Source organism: Bradyrhizobium sp. 187, from assembly GCF_023101005.1.
GTDB classification, from domain to species: Bacteria; Pseudomonadota; Alphaproteobacteria; order Rhizobiales; family Xanthobacteraceae; genus Bradyrhizobium; species Bradyrhizobium canariense_D.
This window is the reverse complement of sequence record NZ_CP064693.1, coordinates 3,105,425-3,131,493: the sequence shown is the minus strand read 5'-3', so window position 1 is coordinate 3,131,493 and position 26,069 is coordinate 3,105,425. Positions and strand designations below refer to the sequence as shown.

The 26,069-nt window shown below is 63.9% G+C and carries 26 protein-coding genes; 14 read left to right on the top strand and 12 right to left on the bottom strand.

The genetic code is table 11. The features are described from left to right. Positions 1-92 precede the first annotated feature (92 nt). The 3 genes from IVB19_RS14735 to IVB19_RS14725 all read left to right on the top strand — a co-directional run bounded on the left by IVB19_RS14735 (position 93) and on the right by IVB19_RS14725 (position 2,075). Positions 93-1,289, top strand: coding sequence for an amidohydrolase family protein (locus IVB19_RS14735; RefSeq protein ID WP_018459312.1), 1,197 nt, complete (start codon positions 93-95; stop codon positions 1,287-1,289). Positions 1,290-1,386: 97 nt separating this feature from the next. Beyond that, entirely contained in the window at positions 1,387-1,842 is a 456-nt protein-coding gene (locus tag IVB19_RS14730; RefSeq protein ID WP_247406513.1) for a hypothetical protein, read from the top strand. After that, positions 1,839-2,075 carry a hypothetical protein gene (locus tag IVB19_RS14725; RefSeq protein ID WP_247406516.1) on the top strand — a complete coding sequence of 79 codons (237 nt, stop codon included), beginning with the start codon at positions 1,839-1,841 and terminating at the stop codon, positions 2,073-2,075. Before IVB19_RS14730 ends, IVB19_RS14725 begins: the two co-directional genes overlap by 4 nt. A 5-nt stretch (positions 2,076-2,080) precedes the next feature. Here IVB19_RS14725 and IVB19_RS14720 read toward each other — a convergent pair whose 3' ends face one another. From IVB19_RS14720 to IVB19_RS14680, 9 genes are all read right to left on the bottom strand, one after another. Then, positions 2,081-2,470 (bottom strand): hypothetical protein, encoded by a 390-nt coding sequence (locus tag IVB19_RS14720; protein ID WP_018459313.1) that lies wholly within the window; start codon positions 2,468-2,470, stop codon positions 2,081-2,083. Positions 2,471-2,512: 42 nt separating this feature from the next. After that, on the bottom strand, positions 2,513-2,968 hold the full coding sequence (locus IVB19_RS14715) for a MarR family winged helix-turn-helix transcriptional regulator (protein WP_007592445.1): 456 nt from the start codon (positions 2,966-2,968) through the stop codon (positions 2,513-2,515). A gap of 26 nt (positions 2,969-2,994) precedes the next feature. Beyond that, on the bottom strand, positions 2,995-3,699 hold the full coding sequence (locus tag IVB19_RS14710) for an ABC transporter ATP-binding protein (RefSeq protein WP_247821551.1): 705 nt from the start codon (positions 3,697-3,699) through the stop codon (positions 2,995-2,997). After that, the gene (locus tag IVB19_RS14705; RefSeq protein ID WP_018459316.1) at positions 3,696-4,487 is read right to left on the bottom strand and encodes an ABC transporter ATP-binding protein; all 792 of its coding nucleotides are present in this window, start codon (positions 4,485-4,487) and stop codon (positions 3,696-3,698) included. The genes IVB19_RS14710 and IVB19_RS14705 overlap by 4 nt, the downstream gene beginning before the upstream one ends. Further along, positions 4,484-6,373: an ABC transporter permease gene (locus IVB19_RS14700; protein WP_247821550.1), complete on the bottom strand. Its 1,890-nt coding sequence runs from the start codon at positions 6,371-6,373 to the stop codon at positions 4,484-4,486. The genes IVB19_RS14705 and IVB19_RS14700 overlap by 4 nt, the downstream gene beginning before the upstream one ends. A gap of 152 nt (positions 6,374-6,525) precedes the next feature. Continuing rightward, a complete protein-coding gene (locus IVB19_RS14695) occupies positions 6,526-7,728 on the bottom strand; it encodes an ABC transporter substrate-binding protein (RefSeq protein ID WP_247406522.1) in 1,203 nt (400 codons plus the stop codon). Between the two features lie 24 nt (positions 7,729-7,752). Further along, positions 7,753-8,337 carry an amino acid synthesis family protein gene (locus IVB19_RS14690; protein WP_085352760.1) on the bottom strand — a complete coding sequence of 195 codons (585 nt, stop codon included), beginning with the start codon at positions 8,335-8,337 and terminating at the stop codon, positions 7,753-7,755. A gap of 27 nt (positions 8,338-8,364) precedes the next feature. After that, the gene (locus IVB19_RS14685; RefSeq protein ID WP_247406525.1) at positions 8,365-9,261 is read right to left on the bottom strand and encodes a UPF0280 family protein; all 897 of its coding nucleotides are present in this window, start codon (positions 9,259-9,261) and stop codon (positions 8,365-8,367) included. Next, complete coding sequence (locus IVB19_RS14680; protein WP_247391233.1) at positions 9,258-10,715, bottom strand: 6-hydroxynicotinate reductase; 1,458 nt, start codon at positions 10,713-10,715, stop codon at positions 9,258-9,260. Before IVB19_RS14680 ends, IVB19_RS14685 begins: the two co-directional genes overlap by 4 nt. 281 nt (positions 10,716-10,996) lie before the next feature. Between IVB19_RS14680 and IVB19_RS14675 the strand changes: the two genes are divergently transcribed. After that, positions 10,997-11,479, top strand: coding sequence for a (2Fe-2S)-binding protein (locus tag IVB19_RS14675; RefSeq protein ID WP_247398296.1), 483 nt, complete (start codon positions 10,997-10,999; stop codon positions 11,477-11,479). Beyond that, positions 11,479-15,009 carry a molybdopterin cofactor-binding domain-containing protein gene (locus IVB19_RS14670; protein ID WP_247821549.1) on the top strand — a complete coding sequence of 1,177 codons (3,531 nt, stop codon included), beginning with the start codon at positions 11,479-11,481 and terminating at the stop codon, positions 15,007-15,009. The genes IVB19_RS14675 and IVB19_RS14670 overlap by 1 nt, the downstream gene beginning before the upstream one ends. A 3-nt stretch (positions 15,010-15,012) precedes the next feature. On the opposite strand, the gene IVB19_RS14665 is transcribed toward IVB19_RS14670, so the two are convergent. Then, on the bottom strand, positions 15,013-15,975 hold the full coding sequence (locus tag IVB19_RS14665) for a catechol 2,3-dioxygenase (protein WP_085353038.1): 963 nt from the start codon (positions 15,973-15,975) through the stop codon (positions 15,013-15,015). A 437-nt stretch (positions 15,976-16,412) separates the two neighbouring features. Here IVB19_RS14665 and IVB19_RS14660 point away from each other — a divergent pair, with 437 nt between their 5' ends. The 3 genes from IVB19_RS14660 (at position 16,413) to IVB19_RS14650 (ending at position 19,976) form a co-directional block, all read left to right on the top strand. Further along, the gene (locus tag IVB19_RS14660; RefSeq protein ID WP_204510911.1) at positions 16,413-18,152 is read left to right on the top strand and encodes an ATP-binding protein; all 1,740 of its coding nucleotides are present in this window, start codon (positions 16,413-16,415) and stop codon (positions 18,150-18,152) included. Positions 18,153-18,255: 103 nt separating this feature from the next. Then, positions 18,256-18,834 carry a peroxidase-related enzyme gene (locus IVB19_RS14655; RefSeq protein WP_026233779.1) on the top strand — a complete coding sequence of 193 codons (579 nt, stop codon included), beginning with the start codon at positions 18,256-18,258 and terminating at the stop codon, positions 18,832-18,834. Positions 18,835-19,034: 200 nt separating this feature from the next. Further along, on the top strand, positions 19,035-19,976 hold the full coding sequence (locus tag IVB19_RS14650; RefSeq protein ID WP_247821548.1) for a hypothetical protein: 942 nt from the start codon (positions 19,035-19,037) through the stop codon (positions 19,974-19,976). A 17-nt stretch (positions 19,977-19,993) separates the two neighbouring features. Here the strand turns inward: IVB19_RS14650 and IVB19_RS14645 are convergent, their stop codons facing one another. Both IVB19_RS14645 and IVB19_RS14640 read right to left on the bottom strand, forming a co-directional pair. Continuing rightward, positions 19,994-20,137 carry a hypothetical protein gene (locus tag IVB19_RS14645; protein WP_247398308.1) on the bottom strand — a complete coding sequence of 48 codons (144 nt, stop codon included), beginning with the start codon at positions 20,135-20,137 and terminating at the stop codon, positions 19,994-19,996. 149 nt (positions 20,138-20,286) lie between these two features. After that, on the bottom strand, positions 20,287-20,910 hold the full coding sequence (locus IVB19_RS14640; RefSeq protein ID WP_018459329.1) for a ParB-like protein: 624 nt from the start codon (positions 20,908-20,910) through the stop codon (positions 20,287-20,289). A gap of 271 nt (positions 20,911-21,181) precedes the next feature. Here IVB19_RS14640 and IVB19_RS14635 point away from each other — a divergent pair, with 271 nt between their 5' ends. The 6 genes from IVB19_RS14635 to IVB19_RS14610 all read left to right on the top strand — a co-directional run bounded on the left by IVB19_RS14635 (position 21,182) and on the right by IVB19_RS14610 (position 26,061). Beyond that, positions 21,182-21,523 (top strand): hypothetical protein, encoded by a 342-nt coding sequence (locus IVB19_RS14635; RefSeq protein ID WP_085352754.1) that lies wholly within the window; start codon positions 21,182-21,184, stop codon positions 21,521-21,523. Positions 21,524-21,772: 249 nt separating this feature from the next. Continuing rightward, the gene (locus IVB19_RS14630) at positions 21,773-22,060 is read left to right on the top strand and encodes an acyl carrier protein (protein WP_007592476.1); all 288 of its coding nucleotides are present in this window, start codon (positions 21,773-21,775) and stop codon (positions 22,058-22,060) included. 10 nt (positions 22,061-22,070) lie between these two features. Then, positions 22,071-22,541, top strand: coding sequence for a 3-hydroxyacyl-ACP dehydratase FabZ family protein (locus IVB19_RS14625; RefSeq protein ID WP_085352753.1), 471 nt, complete (start codon positions 22,071-22,073; stop codon positions 22,539-22,541). Then, positions 22,538-23,743 carry a beta-ketoacyl-ACP synthase gene (locus tag IVB19_RS14620; RefSeq protein WP_018459332.1) on the top strand — a complete coding sequence of 402 codons (1,206 nt, stop codon included), beginning with the start codon at positions 22,538-22,540 and terminating at the stop codon, positions 23,741-23,743. The genes IVB19_RS14625 and IVB19_RS14620 overlap by 4 nt, the downstream gene beginning before the upstream one ends. 99 nt (positions 23,744-23,842) lie before the next feature. Further along, the gene (locus IVB19_RS14615; protein WP_018459333.1) at positions 23,843-25,120 is read left to right on the top strand and encodes a beta-ketoacyl-ACP synthase; all 1,278 of its coding nucleotides are present in this window, start codon (positions 23,843-23,845) and stop codon (positions 25,118-25,120) included. Positions 25,121-25,128: 8 nt separating this feature from the next. Further along, entirely contained in the window at positions 25,129-26,061 is a 933-nt protein-coding gene (locus tag IVB19_RS14610) for a lipid A biosynthesis lauroyl acyltransferase (protein WP_018459334.1), read from the top strand. Positions 26,062-26,069: the final 8 nt, after the last annotated feature.

Genomic DNA, 26,069 nt, shown 5'->3' with positions numbered 1-26,069 from the left:
TCATTTGTATACTAATGAATAATCCGGCTTGATCCCGCGGTCAAGGCTGCCCAAGATCGGAAGCGTTGCAGTTAAGGACAAGGACCCATTCCATGGCGCATGACGCACCCCAGGCCACCGGACCCTCGAAGCTCGTGATCCGCAATATCGGCCTGATCCTGTCCGGCGCGCTGGAAAAGCCGATCCTGGACGGCGACACCATCGTCGCCGAGAACGGCAAGATCACCGCGATCGGCCGCTTCAAGGACCTCAACACCGAAGGCGCGACCACCATCGTCGAGGCCAACGGCACCACGGTGGCGCCCGGCCTGATCGACAGCCATGTCCATCCTGTTGCGGGCGACTGGACGCCGCGCCAGAACCAGATCGGCTGGATCGACAGCAATTTGCATGGCGGCGTCACCACGATGATTTCCGCCGGCGAGGTGCATATGCCCGGCCGCCCGCGCGACGTCGTGGGGTTGAAGGCGATGGCCATCTTCGCGCAGCGTGCATTCTGGAATCTGCGGCCTGGCGGCGTGAAGGTTCACGCCGGCGCGCCTGTGATCGAGTGCGAGATGGTGGAGGAGGACTTCAAGGAGTTGGCCGCAGCCGGCGTCAAGCTGCTCGGCGAAGTCGGCCTGGGCGGCGTCAAGGACGGCCCCACGGCGCGAAAAATGGTCGGCTGGGCCCGCAAATATGGCATCCAGAGCACGATCCACACCGGCGGTCCTTCGATCCCCGGCTCCGGATTGATCGACAAGGATGTGGTGCTTGAGGCAGACACCGACGTGGTTGGCCACATCAATGGCGGTCACACCGCGCTTCCCGACGACCAGATCCGCTGCATCTGCGAGGGCTGCAAGCGCGGCCTCGAGCTCGTTCACAATGGCAACGAGCGCTCGGCGCTGTTCACGTTGCGCATTGCGCGCGAGATGGGCGATCTGCACCGCGTCATCCTCGGCACCGATGCGCCGGCCGGCTCCGGCGTGCAGCCGCTCGGCATTCTCCGCATGGTGTCGATGCTGTCCTCGCTTGGCGACCTCCCGGCCGAGGTCGCGTTTTGCCTGGCCACCGGCAACACGGCGCGGATGCGCGAATTGGATTGCGGCCTGATCGAAGTGGGCCGCTCGGCCGATTTCGTCATCATGGACAAGGCGCAGCACTCGGCCGGCAAGAACATTTTGGACAGCGTCCAACTCGGCGACCTCCCCGGCATCGGCATGACCATCATTGACGGTATCGTGCGCACCCAGCGCAGCCGCAACACCCCGCCGGCCGGCAGGGTGCCCGAGGTGGTGGCGAAGTGACGCAGCCGGAGCGGCTCGCTCCCTTGACAGCATTGAACAAGTCGTCGGCCTGCTGCGTCTAACGCAGGCAGTTCATTGCTGGAACGCCGAGGGAGACATGAAGAATTCGTCGCGGATTGCCGCCGGTGTTGCCGGTGCGGTCGGAGGTTATGTCGCGACCTTTGTGCTGTTTTCAGTGCTCGATCTGGGCAACCGGGCGGACCCGATCACGTCTGGCCTGTTGGCACTGTTCGTCTACTCACCCATCGGAGCGATCGCTGGCGTGGTGCTTGCCAGCTGGCTGGTGACGCGTTCCGGCACGGATGCAGGCAATAGCGGTCTCGCGCGCAACAGCCTGAAATCGCTTGGTGTCGTGGTCCTGCTTTGCGTGGCCGCCGCCGCCACCTACCTGGGCGTCGCGTACATGACGGCCACGCCCTGGCTCAACCGAAACGGCGCCACTCCTCTGCTCGTCTTCGAGGTTCGCCTTCCGGCCGGCGCAACCGTGCCGAAATCACCGCAAGATATCACCATCGAATTGCAGACGGACCTCAACACCATGCCGGGCGATTGAACGCAGCTGGCTTCCATAGTGACGGCGATCAGCCCGTCATCGCAGGCGAAGTCGAACTGGCGTTCCGAACCTCGCACCGGCAACTCGCCGTCAACATCCAGGGACAGCCCAGCCGAATCTACCCGATCGGATTGACGGCCTCGGCTCCGCATACGCCGGAGTTCGGAACGTGGCGGCGGCTGGCCGATGGCAGCGAAATCCGCTATCGCGCAAAATGGCCGGGGAAGACGTAGCAGGATCACCGCGGTTTCGCTATCTCACAACGCACATAGGTCTGGCGCTTGCCCGGCCCGACCGGGCTGTTGTCCATCACCAGCTTGCCGTCCGCGGCAATGGAAACCCGGGGACTGGAGCGATACTTCTCACCCTCGCCTTCGCAGGCGAGCTTCATTTTCCAGGCGAGCTTCCCGTCGGCAGTGATCTCGCTGGCGCGGCACCGGGTCTCGTACCAATAGAGACGGTTGCCGCCCTCGATGCTCATGCGGTTGGCGCTGTCCTCGTCGCGGCAATCCTTTTTGGTTGACGCCCAGAACCCCTCATAGGCTTGCGCCGCCAGGGCGGGAGCAGACTGGCCCGCCAGCATCACGCTCATGCTCAGAGCCATAGCAAACCGGGTCGCCGCTCTCATGTCAAAAACCTCGACAAGACCTTCACCGAGGTTAGTCGCGCCTCACCGCAGCTTGTTCAACAGCGCCATCAGCATCTCGCGCTCCTTTGCCTCGAGCGGCGCCAGCGTCTCTCGTGTGATCGCAAGCGCATTCGGCGCGACCTTTTCCGCCAATTGCTGGCCCGCGCGCGTCAGGCTGACCAGAAGCCGCCGTCCATCCTCCGGATCCTGGCTGGTCTCGGTGAGGCCGCGCGCCGTCAACCGATCGATCACGCCCTTGATGGTCGCCACGTCCATCGCCGTCAGGCGCCCGAGCTGGTTCTGCGAGCATGGCCCGGCCTCGGCGAGCTTCGACAGCGCCGCCCATTGCGTCGGCGTAATGTTGGTGCCGATCTCGCGAGAGAAGATCGCGCTGTGGCGCTGCCAGACCTGGCGAAGGATGAAGCCGACCTGCTCGTCGAGCACATAAGGCGGCTTTGCCGGTTTGACGCTTTTCTTCGCCGCGACGCTTCTCGCCATCCGCTCGATGCCCTTGCCCTTTGCCTTCACAACGACAGATGCGCGTCGCGGATATCCGGACGCGCGTCGAGCTCGGCCATGGTGCCGCCGAAGCAGATGCGGCCGCGCTCGATAATATAGGCGCGATCGGAGATCAGCCGCGCAAAATGCAGATTCTGCTCGGAGACGACGATGCTGACGCCCTCCTTCTTCATGGTCAGGATGGCCTCGACCATCTGCTCCACGATTTTCGGCGACAGGCCTTCCGAGGGCTCGTCCAGCAGCACCAGCGATGGATTGCCCATCAGCGTGCGTGCGATGGTGAGCATCTGCTGCTCGCCGCCGCTCATGCGGCCGCCCGGGCGATTTTTCATCTCGCCGAGGTTAGGGAACAGCGAAAACAGCTTGTCGCGGGTCCAGTGCGGCGCGTTCGGGCGCTTCGGCTGGCGGCCGACTTCGAGATTCTCTTCCACCGTCAGATCAGTGAAGATACGCCGCTCCTCCGGCACGTAACCAAGCCCATCCCGCACGATCTCATGCGTGGGACGTGCCGATACATCCTTGCCTTCGAACATGATCCGCCCCGACCGCTGCGTGACGAGCCCGACGATCGAGCGGAACGTCGTCGACTTGCCGGCGCCATTGCGGCCGAGCAACGCCACGACTTCCCCCTGGCCGACCTCGAACCCGATGTCGAACAGGATATGCGCCGGGCCGTAATGACTGTTGAGATCCTGTACTGTGAGCTTCATGCCGATGCTCCCTCGCGATGCCCGGCCTCGTAAAGGAGGCCCTCGCCGAGGTAGACCGCCTGCACTTGCGGATTGCCGCGGACCTGGGCGGGCGAGCCCTCGGCGATCAGCGTGCCGCGGTTGAGCACGATGATGCGATCGGCGTGCTCGAACACCACGTCCATGTCGTGCTCGGTGAAGAGGACGCCAATCGATTTTTCCCGGGCGATCTGCGCGGTCAGCCGCATCAAATCGACGCGCTCGCGCGGCGCCATGCCGGCGGTCGGCTCGTCCATCAGCAGCAGCTTTGGCTGGTTGGCGAGCGCGACGGCGAGCTCGAGCCGCTTGAGATCGCCATAGGCAAGCTCGCCGCAGGGGCGATCGGCGTAACCGCCCATGCCGACCAGCTCGAGCAGTCGCCCGGCTTCGCCGCGGTCGAAGTTCGGCGCCGAGCCCCAAAGATTGTACAATTGCTTGCCATGCGAGATCAGCGCGACTTGCACGTTCTCGCGCACCGTCATGGTCGCGAAGGTCGCGGTGATCTGGAAGGTGCGACCCACGCCCATCCGCCAGATCTCGCGCGGCTTCCTGCCGGTTGTGTCCTCGCCGAGCAGGCGGACGTGGCCGGTATCAGGCTTGTTCTGGCCATTGAGCATGTCGAAACAGGTGCTCTTGCCCGCGCCGTTCGGTCCGATCAGCGCCAGGATTTCACCGGCGCGCAGCGAGAACGAGACGCCGCGCACGGCATGGACGCCGCCATAGGATTTGGTCAGTCCTTCGACCGCGAGAAGTGGGGGCGCGACGCTCATTCGGCGGACTCGATCGGCTTGGCAAGCAAGGGTGACCCCGGCGGCGACGTCTTCCTGCGGCGCTGCGCTAGCATCTCCAGCATGCCGACGATGCCCTTGGGGAAGACGACGACGATCAGAACGATGAAACCGCCGAGCACGAGTTTTGACAGGTCGGTCTGACTGACCAGCCAGATGTTCAAGGCCTTGTAGACGATGGCGCCGATCACCGCGCCCGACACCGTCTCGACGCCGCCGAGCAGCACCATGACAAGGGCGTCGACCGAGAGCGAGATGCCGAGATTGTCCGGAAAGACGCTGCCCTTGAGGTAGGCGAACAGCGCGCCGCCAATGCCCGCGGTCGTGCCCGCGATCACGAAGGCGGTCCACTGGATACGCTTGGTGTTGATGCCGACCGCTTCGCTGCGCAGCAGCGAGTCGCGCGTCGCCCTCAGCGCATAGCCGAACGGCGAGAACACCATGGCCCGCAAAGCGATCGTCACGAGCGCCGCAACACCGAGCGACAGCCAATAGAAATGCGATGGGCTCGCCGCCCAGCTCGAGGGCCAGACGCCCAGGATGCCGTTGTCGCCGCCGGTGACGCTCACCCACTGGAACGCGATCGACCAGACGATCTGCGCGAAGGCGAGCGTCAGCATCGCAAAATAGACGCCGGAGAGCTGCACCGCGAAGAAGCCGAACACGGCAGAACCCATGCAGCCGAGCAGCGGACCGAGCAACAGGCAGACGATCATCGGCAGTCCGGCCATCTTGGCGAGGAAAGCGACGCCGTAAGCGCCGAGGCCGAAATAGGCGGCGTGACCAAAGGACGCGAGCCCGCCGACCGACATCAGGAAGTGCAGGCTGACGGCGAAGATCACTGAGATCGCGATCTCCGAGCCGACGGTCAGTGCATAATTGCCGGCGAACAGCGGTAGTGTCGCCGCGACGACGAGCGCTGCAAACGCAGCCAACCGCTCATTCGACGTCAGCGGTCGCCAGGGATTGACGGTGAGACCGGGCGTCTTGCGGGCCGGCGCCTCGGGCCTGCCGAACAAGCCCCAGGGCCGCACGATCAGCACCACCGCCATCACCAGGAAGACCAGGATGATAGAGATTTTTGGAAAGATCAGGATGCCGAAGGCGTTGAGCTCGGAGACCAGCACAGCCGCGACGAAAGCGCCGATGATGCTACCGAGGCCTCCGATCACCACGACGACGAAGACCTCGACGATGATGCGCAAATCCATCGCATGATGCACGGCATCGCGTGGGATCTGGAGCGCACCGCCGAGAGCGGCGAGGAAAACGCCGACCGCAAACACGCTCGTGAACAACCATTTCTGATTGACGCCCAGCGCCGCGACCATGTCGCGGTCCTGCGTCGCTGCGCGCACCAGAACGCCCCAGCGCGTGCGCTGGAACAAGAGCCAGAGAATGCCGAGCACGACCGGTCCGAGCACGATCAGAAACAGATCATAGCTCGGAATGTTCTGGCCGAAGAAGTCGATCGCCCCCTTGAAGCCGGGCGCACGGCGCCCCACGAGATCGTCTGGGCCCCAGATCAGGACGACGAGGTCCTCGACCATCAAGGTCAGGCCGAAGGTCGCAAGCAGCTGGAACAGCTCGGGCGCGTGATAGATGCGCCGGAGCAGCACCATCTCGACGATGACGCCGATCAGCGCCACCGCGAACGCCGCCACCACGATGCCGCCCCAGAAGCCGAATGCACCTGACAGGCGCTCCGTCAGCGTGAAGGCGACATAGGCGCCGATCATGTAAAAGGCGCCATGCGCAAAATTCACGATCCGCGTCACGCCAAAGATGATCGACAGGCCCGACGCCACCAGGAAAAGCGACGCTGCGCTGGCGAGACCGGTCAGAAACTGTACGACGTAAAAGGCCATCTGCGGTCCGGGTTAAGCGTAAGTCGCAATATTAGGCTTCATCCTTCGAGACGGCGCTACGCGCCTCCTCAGGATGAGGTCCGGGACCCTCATGGTGAGGAGCGCGGCTGCGCCGCGCGTCTCGAACCACGAGGCCCCGGTCTCACTTTGGATCAATCCTTCGGACGCAGCTTCTCGACTTCGGCATCGCTTGGTAGATAGTCCGCGCCCTTCTTGTAAGACGAGTCCACCATCATGCCCTTACCGTCCTTCAGCGCGGTCTTGCCGACATAGGCACCGAGCGTCGACTGGTGATCGATCTTGCGGAAGGTGATCTCGCCCAGCGGCGACGGCATCGAAAGTCCTTCCGCCGCAGTGATCAGCTTCTCCGGATCGCTCGAATTGGCCTTCGCCAGGATCGCCGCCGCCGACTTGATGGTCTGGTAGCCAACGATCGAGCCGAGGCGCGGATAGTCGTTGTACTTGGCCTGATAGGCCTTCAGGAACGCGTCGTGCTCGGGCGTCTTGATCGAGTACCAGGGATAGCCGGTGACGATCCAACCCTCGGGTGTCTCCTCCTTGAGTGGATCGAGATATTCCGGCTCACCGGTGAGGAAGGAGACGACCTCGCGTCCCTTGAACAGGCCGCGGGTGTTGCCTTCGCGCACGAGCTTGACGAGATCGGCGCCGAAGGTGACGTTGAGGATCGCTTCGGGATTGGCCGCGGCAACCGCCTGCACCACCGGACCGGCGTCGATCTTGCCCTGCGGCGGCCACTGCTCATCGACCCACTGGATGTCGGGCCGCTTCTCCGACATCAGCTTCTTGAACACCGCGACCGCGGACTGGCCGTATTCATAGTTCGGCGCGATCGTCGCCCAGCGCTTTGCCGGCAGCTTGCTGGCCGCTTCCACCAGCATCGCGGCCTGCATGTAGTTCGAAGGACGCAGTCGGAACGTGTACTTGTTGCCTTTCGACCAGGTGATGGCGTCCGTCAGAGGCTCGGCCGCCAGGAAGAACACCTTCTTCTGGTTGGCGAAGTCGCTGACCGCAAGACCGATGTTCGACAGGAACGTACCCGTCAGCATCGCCACGCCCTCGCTCGACACCAGCTCGTTGGCCGCGGTCTGCGCATCTGCCGGCTTGCCACCATCGTCCTTGGAGACGACGATGAGCTTCTTGCCGTTGATGCCGCCGGCCGCATTGATCTCTTCGACCGCGAGCTGCCAGCCCTTGCGATAGGGCTCAGTGAACGCCGGCAGCAGCGAGTAGCTGTTGATCTCGCCGATCTTGATGTCCTGCGCAAGGGCCGAATGAGCCATGCCGCTTGCCAACAGCGCGAACGCCGCCCCGACAAAATAGTTCTTTGCTCGCATCCCAACCTCCACTTTCTGAAAAGATTAACGCAGTCCGTCTTCGCCCTTGATCTCCGCAACGGTCAGCCCGCCGACGCGCGGCAAAGGACGGCCACTGTCGGTGACGGCGACCGCGACCATGATCTCGTTGGCGCGCGGCGCGTCGTTGATCTGCACTTCCATGCCATCGAAATGACTGCGCACGAAGGCTGCATCCTTGTGGCCCAGCGGAACGTCCAGCGTCGTGCCGGGTCCACTGCGCTTCTTCGACGACGGGATCAGCGCAGCGCCTTTGCCCAGCACTTTACGCACCGGCGCGCCCATTTTCGGGTGAAGGATGGCGGCTGCATGCTCCAGCTCGCCATTCTCGCCGACGGCCGCGGCCTTGCCATAGCTCTGCGCCTTGGACCCGTCGATGCCGAGCGCCGCCACCGCGCGCTTCGAGAGCAGCTCGCCGAGCTCCTCGCCAATCGCGATCAGCGGCGAGAGATCCTCGACATACTTTCCAGCAAACGGATTCTCGATCACGGCGATCGCCGCCGCACGCCGCGTCGGCGGTGAGACCTGGCGGCCCATCTCCATCTGCGTCTCTTCGACGACGGTGACGATCTTGCGGATGATCGCGCTCATGATTGTTTCCTCAAACCGCTTCCCAGTTCAGGCATGGACCGCGTTCTCTTGTACAAGCGGGCGCGATCGTTGCCGTTCAATATCCTTGGTCCCGATGACAATCATATCACCACAAAGCTGCAACACGGCACCCTCGATCAATCCGCGATCGAATAATTGCCGTGCACATTCCGCGCCAGATTCGAGCGCGGTGGTGATCTCGTTCTGCGACAATCCACCAACGTTGCGGGTCACGAGCCGCGCGCCAAGATCGCTGTCGGGCTGAAGTTCGTTCGCAGGTTTTCGGATGATGGCGGGATGCCCCGGCAGATCGACGGCGTTCCCAACGATCGTCGCGGCCGCGTCGGCTTGCGACGCCGTTCCGGCCAGCACGGTCACCGCATCGGCAATCCCGAGGGAAAAGCTGCGGCCGTGCCGTCCGCTGGTCGCAATGCCACGCACGGGATCATCGGCGTCCACCCTGATTGTCCGCATCACGCCGTCGCGATCGGGCCGGTCCATCAGGCCGACCGAAAAATGCTCGCCCTCGCCGAGATGCAGGGCAATGTCTCCGCCATTGTTGACATAGGCCCGATCGAGCGCCGCAGCGTTCAGCATTGCGCCCAACACCTCCTCCGCCACGCTGCCTGCCACAGCGGCCATCGGCGTGATGAAGCCATCACCGGCATAGGGCGCCACCGCGGCGTGCATGCGATGCGCCACAACGCCTCTCAACGAGGTCCGCTCCTCGACAACGGTCCGCAGTTCCGGCAGTTCCGCGCAGAGCTCGTCGAGAAGCCCGGTGAACCGTTCGGCCGCAGCCTTATAGGCCTCGCGCACTGCGTCGGCCGCCCCCCTCGCCTCGACGATCAGGTCAATCGGTCCATCCTGCAAATGCAGCCGCCGGCCGTCAGACAGCAACGCGATTTGCGGGAGCCTTGTCATGCCCGGGGTCCCGGGATCGGGTTCTGCCAGGGCAATTGGCGGACATCGTCGCCGCCCTGAACTTCGGCGAGCGGCTTCACATAATCCATGTGCCCGCCGAGCGCCGCATAGTCCGACAGCTTCATCGTGAATTCGATCGGCGCCACCAGCGCGGGCGTCGGCACGTAACCGAATGCCCCCGCTGGCATCTGCGTCACGTCGACCATGTAGGTGATGCCGCCGCCCGGCCAAACATAGACCGGCGCGCCGCCACTGGTGACGCGCGTCAGCGCGTCCTTCACCGAGCGCGTCAGCCGCACCGGATTGTCGGTCACGCCCGCCCGCAAGGAACCACCGGCGCCCGCCATGAACAGCACCGTACACAGCGCCGGTTCGCAATTCTCCTGAATGCGCTCGACCGAAAACTTGAGGTCATCCGGCATCTCGGTCTCGACCGGCTTCAAGGCTTCGTCGAGCACGTAATAGGACGAATGCTCGCCGGTCGTGGAGACCATCAGCATCGAGAGGCCAGGCCTGGCCTCCTTCGCGTCGAACGGTCCCAGGATTGCGAGCGGATCGGAGATATTGGTGCCGCCCCAACCCGTGCCGGGATCGGCGACCTGGAAATAGCGGCCGGGCGTCGAGCGGCGCCCCTTCATCTTGATGCCTGTGTCGGCGATGTCGAGCAGCTTGCCGGCCTGGTGCTCCGAGAGCACGCCGGTGATATGGTCGTCGACCACGACGACCTCGTCGACCTTGCCGTGCCATTGCTTGGCGAACATGCCGATCGTCGCCGAGCCGCAGCCGACGCGCATGCGCTCTTCTTTCATGCCGTTGACGATCGGCGGCTGGCCGGCCTGCACCACCACGCTCGCGCCGCCGTCGATGGTGAGTTCGACCGCCTTGCAATTTGCGAGGTCCATCAGCGTGTCGCAGGTGACGCGGCCTTCCTTCTTGGAGCCGCCGGTCAGATGGTGCACGCCGCCGAGCGACAGCATCTGCGAACCGTATTCGCTGGTGGTGACATGACCGACCGCCTCGCCTTGTGCACGGACGGTCGCCGTCTCCGGCCCGAGATAACGGTCGGTGTCGATCTTCACCTTGATGCCGCAGTACGAGAAGATGCCCTCGGTGACGACAGTCACCATGTCGACGCCGTCGACCTCCGCCGAGACGATGAACGGCGCCGGCTTGTAGTCGGGATAGGTCGTCCCCGCGCCGATCGCCGTTACAAAGGTGGAAGGCTCGTGGACGATCTTGCCGTCCCAATCTTCGGTGCGGCTGAACGGAACGAGCTTGCCGCCATGCGACACGGTGCGCTCCAGGATCACATGCGGATCGACGCGGACGAGCTTGCCCTCGTGATTGGCATAGCGGTCGCAGGCGCCCGCCGCGCCCGGCTTGATGTAGCACATCACCGGACACGCATCGCAGCGGATCTTGTCGATGGCGGCGCTCGTAGGTTCAGTCACCATGTCAAAGCCAGCCGACAGTGCAGTTATCATTTGTACACGAACGATGTTGCGCGCCCTCCCGATGACTGTCAAGCGGCGGTGCGGCGCAAAACATACGCCTGCCGCATAAAACCTCATTTGCCTATCCGCCCTGTCCACAAAGAAGGCACTCGCGCTGCACTGCGGCATGTCTGGCTTGCACGTTTGTGTACAAACGGTATCGTCGCAACGTAGATTTTGCGCGGACTTGGAATTCGCGAAGCCTTGGCCGCGGCGCTCAACGACTCGACTTGGGAACGAGGATGACGCAGACACCGATCCGCATCACCGTGAACGGCAGAATCCACGAGATCACTGCGGCGCGAGACACGCCGCTGCTCTACGTGCTGCGCAACGATCTCGCGCTCAACGGTGCGAAATACGGATGCGGCCTCGGTGAATGCGGCACCTGCACTGTCCTGATCGATGGCGCGGCGGCGCGCTCCTGCGTCATTCCGATCAGTGGCTGCGCCGGCCGCGACATCGTGACGCTCGAGGGGCTCGGTACCCGCGACAAGCCGGATGTGGTGCAGCAGGCCTTCATCGACGAGCAGGCCGCGCAATGCGGCTATTGTCTCAACGGCATGATCATGACCACCAAAGCGCTGCTTGCGATCAACCCTCAGCCCACCGAACAGGAGGCGCTGGCGGCGCTGCGCTACAATCTCTGTCGCTGCGGCACGCATATCGAAATCCTTCGCGCCGTGATGCGTGCGTCTGGTCAGCTTGCCGAGGCCGGTGATTGATGGCCTCCCCGCATCCGAACGGAGCTGAGCTGCAATCCGGCTCGCTCGTCGTCGTCCGCACGGTGGACGAGTGCACATCCGAGACCTTCGTCCGCATCACCGCGGACGGTTCGGTCACAGCCTACAATGGTCATGTCGATCTCGGCACCGGCATCCGCACGGCGCTTGGCCAGATCGTGGCTGAAGAGCTCGACGTCTCCTTTGCCCGCCTCGTCGTGGTGCTCGGCGACACCGCAACGGTGCCGAACCAGGGCGCCACGATCGCAAGCGAGACCATTCAGATCACTGCCGTTCCCCTGCGCAAAGCCGCCGCGCAGGCGCGTCACTTCCTGATCGCACGTGCGGCCGAGCGCCTGGAGCTGCCGGCAGCCGATCTCAGGATCGAAGACGGCCTCGTGCGCGGGCACGACAATCGCAGCGTCAGCTATGGCGAGTTGATCGGCGGAGAGACCATTCGTCTCGAGCTTGCCGACGACGTCGCCGTCAAGCCGGTCGGCGATTACGCCATTGTCGGCCAATCGATGCCACGCGTCGACCTGCCCGCCAAGGCCACGGGCGAGCTGACGTTCGTGCATGACATCCGTATGCCGGGCATGCTGCACGGCCGCGTGGTGCGCCCGCCCTATGCCGGCGTCGACGCCGGCCCGTTCGTCGGCACCAGCCTGATTTCGGTCGATGAATCCTCGGTGCGCGACATTCCCGGCATCATGGCCGTCGTACGCATCGGCGATTTCGTCGGAATCGTCGCGGAGCGCGAGGAGAACGCGATCCGCGCGGCGGAGCAGCTTGCGGTGAGCTGGCGACCGACGCCTGAACTGACCGATCTCGCCGACGTCGAGACGGCGCTTCGTGCCAACCCGTCCACGCCGCGCACGCTGATCGACAAGGGCGATGTCGATGCTGCCATTGCCGGCGCGGCCAAACCGATGCGGCGCACTTACGTCTGGCCATATCAGATGCATGCCTCGATCGGCCCGTCCTGCGCGGTCGCCGACTTCCAGGACGGCAACATCCGTGTCTGGTCGGGCACGCAGAACCCGCACGTGCTGCGCGCAGACCTGTCACTGCTGATCGAGCGTCCCGAGAGCGAGATCGAGGTCATCAGGTTGGAGGCCGCCGGATGCTACGGCCGCAACTGCGCCGACGATGTCACCGCGGACGCTTTGTTGCTCTCGCGCGCGGTCGGCCGGCCCGTGCGCGTACAGCTGACGCGCGAGCAGGAACACGCCTGGGAGCCCAAAGGCGCCGCGCAGCTCATCGACGTCAATGGCGGCCTGGATGCGGCGGGCGACGTCGCTGCCTACGATCTCGCTACGCGCTATCCGTCGAATGCCGCGCCGACGTTGGCGCTGTTGCTGACGGGACGGATATCGCCGAGGCCGGACGTCCTCCAGATGGGCGACCGCACCGCGATCCCGCCTTACGATTACGGCCACATGCGCGTCGTCGCCCACGACATGGCGCCGATCGTGCGCGCGTCCTGGTTTCGCGGCGTCTCGGCCCTGCCCAACACCTTTGCGCATGAATCCTATATCGACGAGGCCGCGACCGAGGCCGGGGTTGACCCGGTCGAATATCGTCTGCGTTACCTGAAGGACCAGCGCGCCGTCGATCTCGTCCATGCTGTCGCCGAGCGCGCGGGCTGGACGCCGCGGCCGGTGCGCGAAGAGAAAGACGGCGAGATCGTGCATGGGCGCGGCTTTGCCTATGCGCTCTACGTCCACAGCAAATTCCCCGGCTATGGCGCGGCTTGGTCGGCCTGGGTCACCGACGTTGCCGTGAACAAGTCGACCGGCGAGGTCAGCGTGACGCGCGTGGTTGCTGGGCAGGACTCCGGATTGATGATCAACCCGGACGGTGTGCGCCACCAGATCCATGGCAACGTCATCCAGTCAACCAGCCGCGCACTGATGGAGGAGGTCTCGTTCGAGCGCGGCGCAGTCGCGGCGCGGGAATGGGGCGCCTATCCGATCATCCCCTTCCCTGACGTGCCCAAGATCGACGTGTTGTTGCTGCCGCGGCCGGACCAGCCGCCGCTCGGCGTCGGCGAATCCGCCTCGGTCCCGAGTGTGGCTGCGATTGCGAACGCGATTTTCGATGCCACCGGCGTGCGATTTCGCGAGCCGCCGTTCACGCCCGAGCGCATCCTGAATGGATTGCACAGCGGCGGGCCGGCCACGCGGCAGGCGCTGCCCGCTCCCGCTGCGCCACAACCATCCCGTATCTGGGAGAATCCATTCGCCAAACGCGCCGGCATCTTCGCGACGGTCGCGGCCGTCTGCACCGCGGCGATTGGCATCGGTGCGGCTGTTTTGCCCGGCCGCGCCATCGCACCGATCGCGCGGCCAGACCCATCGGTCTATTCCGCAGCGACGATCGCGCGCGGGCAACAACTGGCCGCACTCGGCAATTGCGCGGAGTGCCACACCATGATCGGCGGTGCGCTCAACGCCGGTGGCCGCGCGCTGGAGACGCCGTTCGGCACGATCTACGCGACCAACATCACGCCCGACGTCGAGACCGGCATCGGCGCCTGGTCCTATCCCGCATTCGAGCGCGCGATGCGCGACGGGCTGCATCGCGACGGACGGCAACTCTATCCCGCCTTCCCCTACACGCACTTTTCGAAGACTGGCGATGCCGACATGCAGGCGCTTTATGCCTATCTAATGGCACAGCCTGCGGTGCGCGCGACGCAGCCTGCGAATACGCTCGCCTTTCCGTTCAATCTCCGCCCGCTACTTGCCGGATGGAATGCGCTGTTCCACCAGACGCGAGAGTTCAAGCCTGATCCCGCGAAATCCAAGGTCTGGAATCGCGGCGCTTATCTCGTCGAAGGTCTCGGCCATTGCAGCGCCTGCCATTCGCCGCGCAACACGCTCGGCGCCGAGCAGCGTGACGCCTATCTCGCCGGCGGTTTTGCCGAGGGCTGGGAGGCGCCGCCGCTGACGTCGCTGTCGCAAGCGCCGATCCCGTGGAACGAAGACGAGCTTTTCGCCTATTTGCGCACGGGCCACTCGCGATATCATGGCGTCGCCGCTGGGCCGATGGCGCCGATCGTCAGGGATCTGGCGGCCCTGCCCGACCAGGACATCCGCGCCATGGCCGTCTATCTCAACTCGTTCAATGACACCGCGACCGATAGGAAAGCGCAGGATGCGATCGCTCTGAAGCTAGAAGCTTCAACGCAAGTCACGATGGCGTCCTCAACCGGCGCGCGCCTCTATCAGGGCGCCTGCGCCGTCTGCCACGAGGTCGGCGGCCTGGCGCTGTTCGGCAGCCGCCCCTCGCTCGCCCTCAACAGCAACCTGCACAGCGCCACATCGGACAATCTCGTGCAAATCATCCTGCACGGCATCGCCGAGCCGGTGTCGAGCAATCTCGGCTATATGCCGGCCTTCAAGAACAGCATGAGCGATGCGCAGGTCGAGGAGCTGGTCACCTTCCTGCGCAAGCAGTTCGCACCCGACAGGCCAGCATGGATCGGTGTGAAGGAGACGATTGCGCGTGTGAGAGCCGCCGCGAACTGAGCGCTACTTCTTGTGCTGCACCGGCGGCGTGCCGTGCGTGTGAAACGACTCGATCGTCTTGAGGCCCCACGCCTGCCCCTTCTTGCGTTCGTCTTCCGTCCACACGATCGGCTTCCAGTCGGGCGCGAGGATGAGGCGCGCGCCGGCATTGGCGACTTCGACGCGGTTGCCGCCGGGCTCGTAGACATAGAGGAAGAAGGTCTGCTGGATCGCGTGCTTGTGCGGGCCGGTCTCGATGTGGATGCCGTTCTCCAGGAAGATGTCAGCAGCGCGCAGAATCTCTTCGCGGCTGTCGAGCGCGTAAGTGACATGGTGGAAGCGGCCGGCCGTGCCGGAATGGTCGAGCGAATAGGCGAAATCGTAGCTCTTGTTCGACATCGTCAGCCACATCGCCGCTTCGCGGCCGTCGTTCAGCACGATCTGCTCGGTGAGGCGGCAGCCGAGATAATTCTCGAAGAACTCCCGGTTGGCCTTGATGTCCACGGCGAGGCAATTGAGGTGATCGAGGCGGCGGACATTGACGCCGCGCGCGGGAAAGCGCTGCGCCTGGTTCTTCAGTGCGGGCTTCAGCTCGGGCGGCGCCTGATACCATTCGGTCTCGTAGTAGAGCTCGACGATGTGTCCATCGGGATCGCGGCAGCGGAAGGTCGGCCCCTGCCCCATGTCGCCGTCGATCCAGCCGATGTCGAAGCCGGACCCTTTCAGCGCCGCGACGCGACGCTCCAGCGCCTGCTGGCTGCGCGCACGTAACGCCATGTGCTCCATGCCCGATGTCTTCGACGCCGTCAGTTTGAGCGAATAGCGCTCGTAATCGTCCCAGCCGCGCAAATAGACCGACTCGCCCTTTTGTCCGCTGACGGTCATGCCCATCACGTCGACGAAGAATTTCAGGCTCTCGTCCGGCTTGGGTGTCAACAGCTCCATGTGGCCGAGATGAGCGAGATCGAGGATCGGTTCGGGCTGCATGGTGTCCTCCAAGACGTGGCTTGCGATCCGCTGGACCGGATCCCGCGATCTGGCACAGGCTGCAATCCACTCACGCGCCGGTGGGCGGCACAAGGCCGCCGGTTTATTTGTACTAATGTACAAATGATTAGGTCCCGTCAACAAATCAAACATCGCCGCCCGGAACGGATGACGGACCATCCAGGATGACCAACCCGTCCCGGAACCGCGGACCGACTGCCCGAATGGTAAAATCTCTCTTAAGCACTCTCGGACCCGTCGGCCGAGAAAAAGCAGCATTTTCCGCCGCTACTGCCAGGGAGTATGTATTGGGAACAATCCTCGCACCTGAATTGTCGCGGATTTAACGAAGCGCCGGCGCCTGCCGCTTAACCGTTTGTCCAGCGACGGCCGTGCATAGTCCGGACAACCCGTTGCTCTTGCCAGGTTCATTCATTGTGACATCATTTGGACGCGTGATTTCGGTTCGCGGATCGCTCGCCCGGGTCGGGCTGCTGGCTGAAAGCCGGATGCCGGTCTCGGAAGTTCGGGCCACCGTCGGCCGCTTCGTCAGTATCCGCTGCGCCAGCTCGGTCATCGTCGCCATGATCACCGAGGTGTCCTGCGAGAACCTCTCGAGCAACGACAATTTGATCGCCATTGCCTCGGTCGACCTGCTGGGCGAAATCCTCAACGCGACCGGCAAGGCCAAATTCCAGCGCGGCGTCACCAACTATCCGACCATCGGCGATTCGGTCGACCTGATCACGAGCCAGGAGCTGCGCACGATCTACGCGCCCACCGGTTCCGACCAGATCAATGTCGGCTTCCTTCAGCAGGACAGCTCCGTCGTCGCCTATGTCGACATCGAGGAAATGCTCTCCAAGCACTTTGCAGTGCTGGGATCGACCGGCGTCGGCAAATCGACCGGTGTGTCGCTGTTGCTCAACGAGATCCTCAAGGCACGCCCGAACCTGCGCATCTTCCTGCTCGATGTGCACAACGAATATGGCCGCTGCTTCGGCGACCGCGCGCTGGTGCTCAACCCGCGCAATCTGAAACTGCCGTTCTGGCTGTTCAATTTCGAGGAAATCGTCGACGTGCTGTTCGGCGGCCGCGCTGGCGTGCCTGAGGAGCTCGACGTCCTCGCCGAGGTCATCCCGCTCGCCAAGGGCGTCTATACCCAGTACCAGAACGCCGATCGCATCGGCTTGAAGCGCATCGATCCCAAGCAGATCGGCTACACCGTCGATACTCCGGTGCCCTATCGCCTGGTCGATCTGATGTCGCTGATCGACGAGCGCATGGGCAAGCTCGAGAACCGCTCCTCGCGCATCATCTATCACAAGCTGATCTCCCGCATCGAGGCGGTCCGCAACGACCCGCGCTACGCCTTCATGTTCGACAACGCCAATGTCGGCGGTGACACCATGGCCGAGGTGATCAGTCATCTGTTCCGCCTGCCGGCCAACGGCAAACCGATGACGGTGATGCAGCTCGCCGGCTTCCCGGCCGAGGTCATCGATTCCGTCGTCTCGGTGCTCTGCCGCATGGCCTTCGACTTCGGCTTGTGGAGCGATGGCGTTTCGCCGATGCTGTTCGTCTGTGAGGAGGCTCACCGCTACGCCTCGGCCGATCGCAATGTCGGCTTCGGGCCGACCCGCAAGGCGGTGTCGCGCATCGCCAAGGAAGGCCGCAAATACGGCGTCTATCTCGGCCTCATCACCCAGCGTCCGGCCGAGCTCGACGCCACCATCATCTCCCAGTGCAACACGCTGTTCACGATGCGCCTTGCCAACGAGCGCGACCAGGCGCTGCTGCGCGCCGCGGTGTCGGATGCGGCCGCGAACCTGCTTTCGTTCGTGCCCTCGCTCGGCACCCGAGAAGTGCTGGCATTCGGCGAAGGTGTCGCGCTGCCGACGCGGCTGCGCTTCAAGGAGGTGCCGCCGCATCAATTGCCGCGCGGCGAAGCCACCATCAGCAGCGTGCCCTCCGTCACCTCCGGTCACGACATGCATTTCGTCGGCGCCGTGCTCGAGCGCTGGCGCGGTGCCACCTCGCAGCGCGACGTGCCGAACGATCCGGTGTTCTCGGCGCCGCCCGCGAAGACGCTCTCCAGCATCGAAGCCCCGATGCTGCAACCGTCGATGGGGTTGGATCCGGACCGCTTCTCGCTGCTGAAGAAGCCGCTGCGGTAAAGCGACGCTTGTTTTCCAGCGCCGGCATTGCGAGCCTGGCGTCACGTTGAGCATGGCACCCGCATCGACTAAGGTTGCCGGCCCCAAGCCGGAATCCATGCCCATGACAAAGCCTGTGCAACGCTTCGCCGCTCCCGCCCTCGATGCGCTCCCTGACGACATCCGCACGCGTCTCCTCGCCGTCCAGGAGAAGAGCGGCTTCGTGCCGAACGTGTTTTTGACGCTGGCCTACCGCCCGGACGAGTTCCGCGCCTTCTTCGCCTACCACGACGCACTGATGGAGAAGGACGGCGGCCTCAGCAAAGCCGAACGCGAGATGATCGTGGTCGCGACCTCGGCAGCCAATCAGTGCCAGTATTGCGTGATCGCGCATGGCGCGATCCTGCGTATCCGTGCCAAGAACCCGCTGATCGCCGACCAGATCGCCACGAACTACCGCAAGGCCGACATCACGCCGCGGCAAAAGGCGATGCTCGACTTCGCGATGAAGGTCTCGGCCGATGCGCAGCGGATTTCCGAGGACGATTTCACTGCGCTCGCGCCGCATGGCTTCAGCGACGACGACATCTGGGACATCGCCGCAATCTCCGCCTTCTTCGCACTGTCGAACCGGCTGGCGAATTTCACCGGCATGCGGCCGAACGACGAATTCTATCTGATGGGACGGCTGCCGAAGAAATGACCGACCGCCGCGAGCGCGGAAGGAACGCATCGCCACAATGCAGCGGATGAGTTCCCGCTTGACGGGAACTCTGTGTTTTCGCAATCGCACACGTTTAATTAAGAATCTCACCCTCAACTAGCACAAACGCCTTGGCACAACTTGCGCAGTTTCCGTCCCCGGAGACGCGGATGAGCCGTGCCTGTTGGGGGGGGCTTCTCATGAACGTGCGGGCATTTGTTATCGCGACCTGTATTGGCACGACATTCTTCGCGGCCGGATACGCATGGAACTATCAGCCGGAGATCATCAACGCGAACGAGATATGGAGCATGTTCGAATCGGAGCACGGCAAGGCGCGGGCTGCCGTCTTACGCGTCCTCGTTGCGCCGAATTCAGCTCACTTCAACGGCCTGCGAACGATCGATGCAGACCAGGCAAGATACGTATGCGGCTCCGTAAAAGCGATGGACAAGGAGAGGCAGTATGTCGAGGCCGCGTTCGTTTACACCGTCTCGATCGATTTTGCCCGTATCGACGACGACGGCCGGATGACGTCGCAGCGCTCTGCTTACAAGCCCTGCCCAGGCGCGGCCGACGACAAAATTGCCGACCAGAACACGCTGATATCGCCAGGCGCGCTGTCGATGATCAAGACCATCGAAAAAGTCATCCCCAAGTCCAGCGGCGGAACGATGGAACAACAGCTTGGCCAGCTGGCCGGACAGACAGCGGCGGTCGCGCCAGGTTCGGCGGTCCCGCGGAGATCAGCCGGCTCATCGGGTTCGCCAGCCTCGGCAGGGGCAGGATGGGCGCCAGCAGCACAGCATTCAGGTTCGGGCGTGGAGGCGCGACAAGCAGATGAACTGACGTGGCGTGTCAATCAGCCGCCGGCTGCATGGCCGAACTTCTCCTCGGACCATCCGCTGGCGAAATCGGCGCAGAAGCGGACGAGCGCCGAGGCCCTGGCGTTTGCGAAAGGCATCGAGGCTCGCTGGGAGGAGGCCAAATCATCCGGGGTTCCGGCCAAGCGTCCTTCGCCCGAGGAGATCAAGGAAGCATGCCGCGCGCTACTTACAATTGATCCCGCGGACAAGGATTATCCGCGGGCCTGGGCCGCCTTTGTGCGGTTGCGCAAAATCGATCGCGACGCTGCTGGTTGAACTGGCGTGAACCTGTCCTAGCGCTGCGCCATCAACTCGAGCGCCGGGGCAAAGCGCTCGGAAAAAGTCAACGTCTTGGCATGGTGAACTGCGGCAAACGACGCCGAGATCCCGGCTGAAGCGACCACGAGCAGGGCAACGGCGAAAACCAGACAGCGCATTTCGGCCTCCTGTGTGAGCTCGACAATTCCAACAAGTGGCACGGCTTTGTTTCAGCACTGCTTCGCGCGGACGGGAGATGGTTTCACTCAAGAGGCTGTGATCAGATCCAGTTTGCGGAGCCGCATGCCTGCTGCTGCGAGCGTTGCGCCTAATCATCCTCCGCTGGCCCACACCAGCCGGGCAGATAGATCGCATCCTTGCTCTTGGCTGAGGACATCGCCTTCTCGAGCGCCTTGTCGAAATTGGCATCCACAGTCTTGCGCGACAGCTTTCGACGCAGATAGTCGGCCCACAGGAATTCGGAGAACGGCGTGGTGTCCTTGGCGAAGCCGCCCATGCGGCGCAGCTCGCCGGCAAGGCTCCGGAAGGGATCGTCCTTGAGGTCGACGACGGATTTGGGCAAATCGCGGAATGGTCGCCGTTCGCCCTTGGCGTCGTAGGGGTAAACCCAGCGCTTGTTGTCCATCACGCCCCAGAACGCTTCGCGCTCCACCATCCTGAGGTCGCCGACAATGGTGACCAGCACCTCCTTGACGCCCTCGTCGTGCAGCGCGCGACCGAGATGATGATGGTCGATCACGTAATAGCGCTCGTCGGGGCCGTGCACGACGGGGATCATATGCTTGCCGAGCAGATCGGCCTGCTTCTTCTTGTCGTGCTCGCGCCAGCGCTTGCGCTTCTCCTTGACCTCGCGCATCCCGACCGTCATCTGCGTCGGCCGCAGCGACAGGATCGACACCGGATGCACTCTCGGTTCGCGCGTATTGGTCATGGTCGAAAGGCCCCTAACATGGTTGCAGCTGCGTGGTCAGGTTCCCTGGACTATGTCATGGGCACCGCGCCGGCAAATGCATTCGGCTCGGTGGATATTATTGCATCGCACCCTCTGCAGGCCCGGAACGACCACGGTTCCACGGTCCTTCGTTCGCAGTCCTGCAGGATAGTGCGAACGCGCAATGCACGTGCGCGTTGAGAAAATTTTCTGCAACGCGTTCACTACGTATGCTATCTAAAAATCGCTGCTTCGGAGTGATCCCTGCACCATGACAACCCAGCGGCCCATAAGCTCGGATGACGAGCACCGGGTGCTCCAGTTCAGGCCGCGCACCTCGCCTTCCCCGACGGCCCACCGCGGAAACGCTAGCGTGCAGCAATTGCGCGTCGCGCCCGAGCGGCTCGACCTGTCGCGCTACGAGGAGCCCCGCACCGAACCGGACGATTTCCGCCGTCGCATGCTCGCCAATATCGCGGCGCTGGCCTTCACCATCGCACTGACCGCGATCGGGATCTGGCTCGCGGTGAGCATCGCCGACCTGCGCCGGACCCAGGATTGCGTGCTGATGGGCCGCCGCGACTGCGTCAAGATCACGACGCCGCACATCTAGGCAGGACATCTGGTAAGCAAGACGTCTGGTAGGCCCGCTGGCGCTCCTTCGGCCGAAACGGCTCAGCCGGGGCGTCCCCAGCCCGGTCCCCACACCCGTCCGGCTCCATTGAACTCAGGGCGGCGCTCCGATATACGGGCTTTCGACCCGGCCAGAGGGGGGTTGAGGGCGTCATCGGGGCGCGATGCTCACCCATCGTTCCACTCTGGAAAATCTGACAAACATCTGCAATATATCAAAGGCTTAGTGATGTCCTCCACATTCGATCAGGTCGCTACGATCATCGCTGAAACCTGCGACATCCCGCGCGACACGATCACGCCGGATAGCCATGCCATCGATGACCTCGGCATCGACAGCCTCGATTTCCTGGACATCGCGTTCGCGATCGACAAGCAGTTCGGTATCAAGCTGCCGCTGGAAAAGTGGACTCAGGAGGTTAACGACGGCAAAGCGACCACCGAGCAGTATTTCGTGCTGAAAAACCTGTGCGCCCGCATCGACGAACTGGTTGCGGCCAAGGGCGCGAGCGCCTAAGCGCGCGGTCATGCAACTCGAATACTTCCACATGATAGATCGCGTCGTCGACCTCAACGTCGACGCGAAGACGATTGTTGTCGAGGCTCAGGTCCCGATGGAGAGCACCATCTTCGAAGGGCACTTCCCGGGCTATCCCCTGATGCCCGGCGTGCTCCTGATCGAATCGATGGCGCAGGCCTCGGGCTGGCTTCAGCTTGGCGTGCTCAAATTCGAGCGTATGCCGATCCTGGCTGCCGTCAAGGAGGCCAAGGTCCGCGGCTCGGTCTTCCCCGGCGATCTCATGAGCATCGAGGCGAGCCTGGCCCATCAGGGCTCAGGCTACGCCGTGACCGAAGCCAAGATCAAGGTCGGCGGCAAGCTGCGCGCGAATTCGACGCTGACCTTCACGCAGATTCCCTTTCCCCATGCGGATATGCGCGCCCACATGGACGCGGTCGCCAAACGCGTCGGCTTTCCGCAACAGGCCGTATTGCCATGACCGAGACTGCTTCGAAGCCTGCCCAGACGGAAGTCTGGATCACCGGCATTGGCCTGGCCACCTCGCTCGGCGAGGGCCTGGACGCCAACTGGGCCGCGCTTCAGGAGAAGCGCATCAATGTCGACGAGAAGGGCTTTGCACCCTACATCGTGCACCCCCTGATGCCTGTCACCTTCGACAGCCAGATCCCCAAGAAGGGCGACCAGCGCCAGATGGAAGCCTGGCAGCGCATCGGCACCTATGCGGCCGGGCTTGCGCTCGACTCCGCCGGGATCAAGGGCAACAAGGACATCCTGTCGAAGATCGACATGGTGGTCGCCGCCGGCGGCGGTGAACGCGATCTCAACGTCGACACCGGCGTGCTCACGGCCGAGGCCAAGGGCGCCAACGCGCCCGGCTTCCTCAATGAGCGGCTGATGAGCGATCTCAGGCCGACGCTGTTCCTGGCCCAGCTCTCCAACCTGCTCGCCGGCAACATCGCCATCGTGCACGGCATTGGCGGCACCTCGCGCACCTTCATGGGTGAAGAGGTTGCCGGCGCCGATGCCGCCCGCATTGCATTGTCGCGCATCGCCTCCGGCGAGAGCGACATCGCGCTGATCGGCGGCTCGCACAATGGCGAGCGCAAGGACCTGATGGTCCTCTACGAATTCGGCGACTTCAATCTGAAGGACAAGTTCGCCCCCGTGTGGGCGCGCAAGGACCACGCCGGCTTCGCGCTCGGCTCGGCTGGCGCGTTCCTGGTGCTGGAATCGAAGGCCCATGCGGAAGCGCGCGGCGCAAAACCATTCGCAAAGCTGTCGAGCGTCGTTGCCGACCTTGCCCGTCGTAAGACCCCCGGCGACATGGCCGCGACGCTGGAGAAGCTTTGGGCAAAGTTGCCGAAGCGCGACGGCAAGGGCGCGATCATATCCGGCGCGACCGGCGCGGAGCCTGCGACATCAGAAGAGCGCGCCTTCCTGAAGGGCCACGCCGAGTTCCCGGTGCGCTCGACCGGCACGATGTTCGGCCACACCATGGAGACGCAATTCCCGCTCGGCATCGCGCTCGCCGCGCTGTCGATCTCTCGCGGCGCGCTGTTTCCGCCGAACGATTCCACGGGCACCGAGATTGAAATGCAGGGAGCGCCCACCCAGATTGTGGTGGTGGGGGCCGGACACTGGCGCGGCGAAGGCATGGCGCTGGTCGAGGCAGTAAGCTAAAGCGCGTTACGCTTTGGCAGGTTATTGTTTGGGTATGATCTTCTCGGAAAACCGCGTCACGCTTTTTCGGATCATGCTCCAGCTCAAGCGGGGATCGACATGACTGCACCACGCGACAAACTCGGGCGTCCCGTCGTCGTCGTCACCGGCATGGGCATCATGACCTCGCTCGGCAACGGCAAGACCGACAATTGGGCGAAGCTCGTCGCCGGCGAATCCGGCATCCGCACCATCACGCGCTTTCCGGTCGACGGCCTCAAAACCACGATGGCCGGCACGGTGGATTTCGTCAGCGTCGATCCGTTCTCCTCCACCGGCCTGTCCGAACGGATGGCCGAACTGGTGACGCAGGAAGCGCTGGACCAGGCCGGGATCGGCACCAAGGCCGATTTCCCGGGTCCTCTCTTTCTTGCGGTCGCACCGGTCGAAGTCGAATGGCCGCAGCGCCGCGAACTCGGCCGCGCCGTCGGCAAACCCGACTTCAATTACGACGATCTGCTGCGCATCTCCGGTGGCGGCAAGTACAGCGCCTATCACCACCGCTTCATGTTCGGTTCGGTCGCGGCCTACCTCGCCGAGACCTTCGGCACCAAGGGCTCGCCGATCTCGTTGTCGACGGCCTGCGCTTCGGGCGCGACCTCGATTCAGCTCGGCGTCGAGGCGATCCGCCGCGGCGAGACCGATGCCGCGCTGTGCGTGGCGACCGACGGCACCGTGAATCCGGAGGCGCTGGTGCGCTTCTCGCTGCTCTCGGCGCTTTCGACCCAGAACGACCCGCCGCAGGCGGCCTCCCGTCCCTTCTCCAAGAACCGCGACGGTTTTGTCATGGCCGAAGGCGCCGGTGCGCTGGTGCTCGAAAGCTATGAAGCCGCCACCGCGCGCGGCGCAAAAATACTCGGCGTAATCGCCGGCTGCGGCGAGCTCACCGATTCCTTCCATCGCACCCGCTCCTCGCCCGACGGCAAGCCGATCATCGGCTGCATGAACAAGACGCTGGCCGATGCCGGCATGACGCCCGACCAGATCGACCACATCAACGCGCACGGCACCGCGACGCCCGAGAACGACAAGATGGAGTACAATACGACATCGGCCGTGTTCGGCGAGCTCGTCTCGAAGATTCCGGTCACCTCCAACAAGTCGATGGTCGGCCACACCATCTCGGCCGCGGGCGCGGTCGAGGCGATCTTCTCGCTGCTGACGCTGGAGCATCAGCGTATCCCGCCGACGATCAACTACGACAATCCGGATCCCACGATCCTGTTCGACGTCGTCGGCAACAAGGCACGCGATGCCCGCGTCACCGCGGTGATGTCGAACTCGTTCGGCTTCGGCGGCCAGAACGCCTCGCTGATCCTGACCCGCGAACCGGCCTGACCGGACGCATGGCGCTGCTTCCGGCGAGGACGAAGGCCCGCGCGCGGCAGACGGCAAAGTCGATCGGTGGAGGGCTGATCGGCGCTGCCACCGTCGGCATGTTGCGCACCACGCGTTATTTCGATCCAGCCAAGACCTCGGACTTTTTCGCACGCGTCACCAAACTGATCGGCCCGCGCCTGCGCGAGCACCGCATCGGCCGCGCCAATCTCACCGCGGCGTTTCCGGACAAGTCGCCCGAGGAAATCGAAGCCATCCTGATGGGCGTCTGGGACAATCTCGGTCGCGTCGGCGCCGAATTCGCCCATATGGACCAGGTCTGGGATTACGACCGCGATCATCCAGAAAACAGTCGGATCGAACTGCCCAGCCGCAGCATCGAGCTGTTCGATCAAATCCGCGACGACGGCAAGCCGGCGTTGATCTTCGCCGCGCATTTGGCCAATTGGGAATTACCGGCGCTCGCCGCGGTCGCACACGGGCTCGATGCAGCGATCCTCTACCGCCGCCCGAATATCGCCTCCGCCGACCGCATCATCCAGGAGATGCGACAGGTCAACATGGGCACGCTGATCCCGGCGGGGCGCGACGCGCCGCTGCGGCTTGCCCAGGCGCTCAAGGACGGCAAGCACGTCGCGATGCTGATCGACCAGTATCTGACCGGCGGAGTCGAGGTCACCTTCTTCGGCCGCAAGACCCGCGCCAATCCGATGCTGGCGCGCCTGTTACGACAGGTCGAATGCCCGATCCACGGCGTCCGCGTCATCCGCCTGCCCGGCGGCCGCTTCACCGCCGAGATCACCGAAGAGGTCCACCCGGTGCGCGACGCCGACGGCAAGATCGACATCCAGGGCACCACGCAGGCGATCACGAGCGTGGTGGAAGGCTGGGTCCGCGAGCATCCGGAGCAGTGGCTGTGGCTGCACCGAAGGTGGCGGTAGCGGACAGT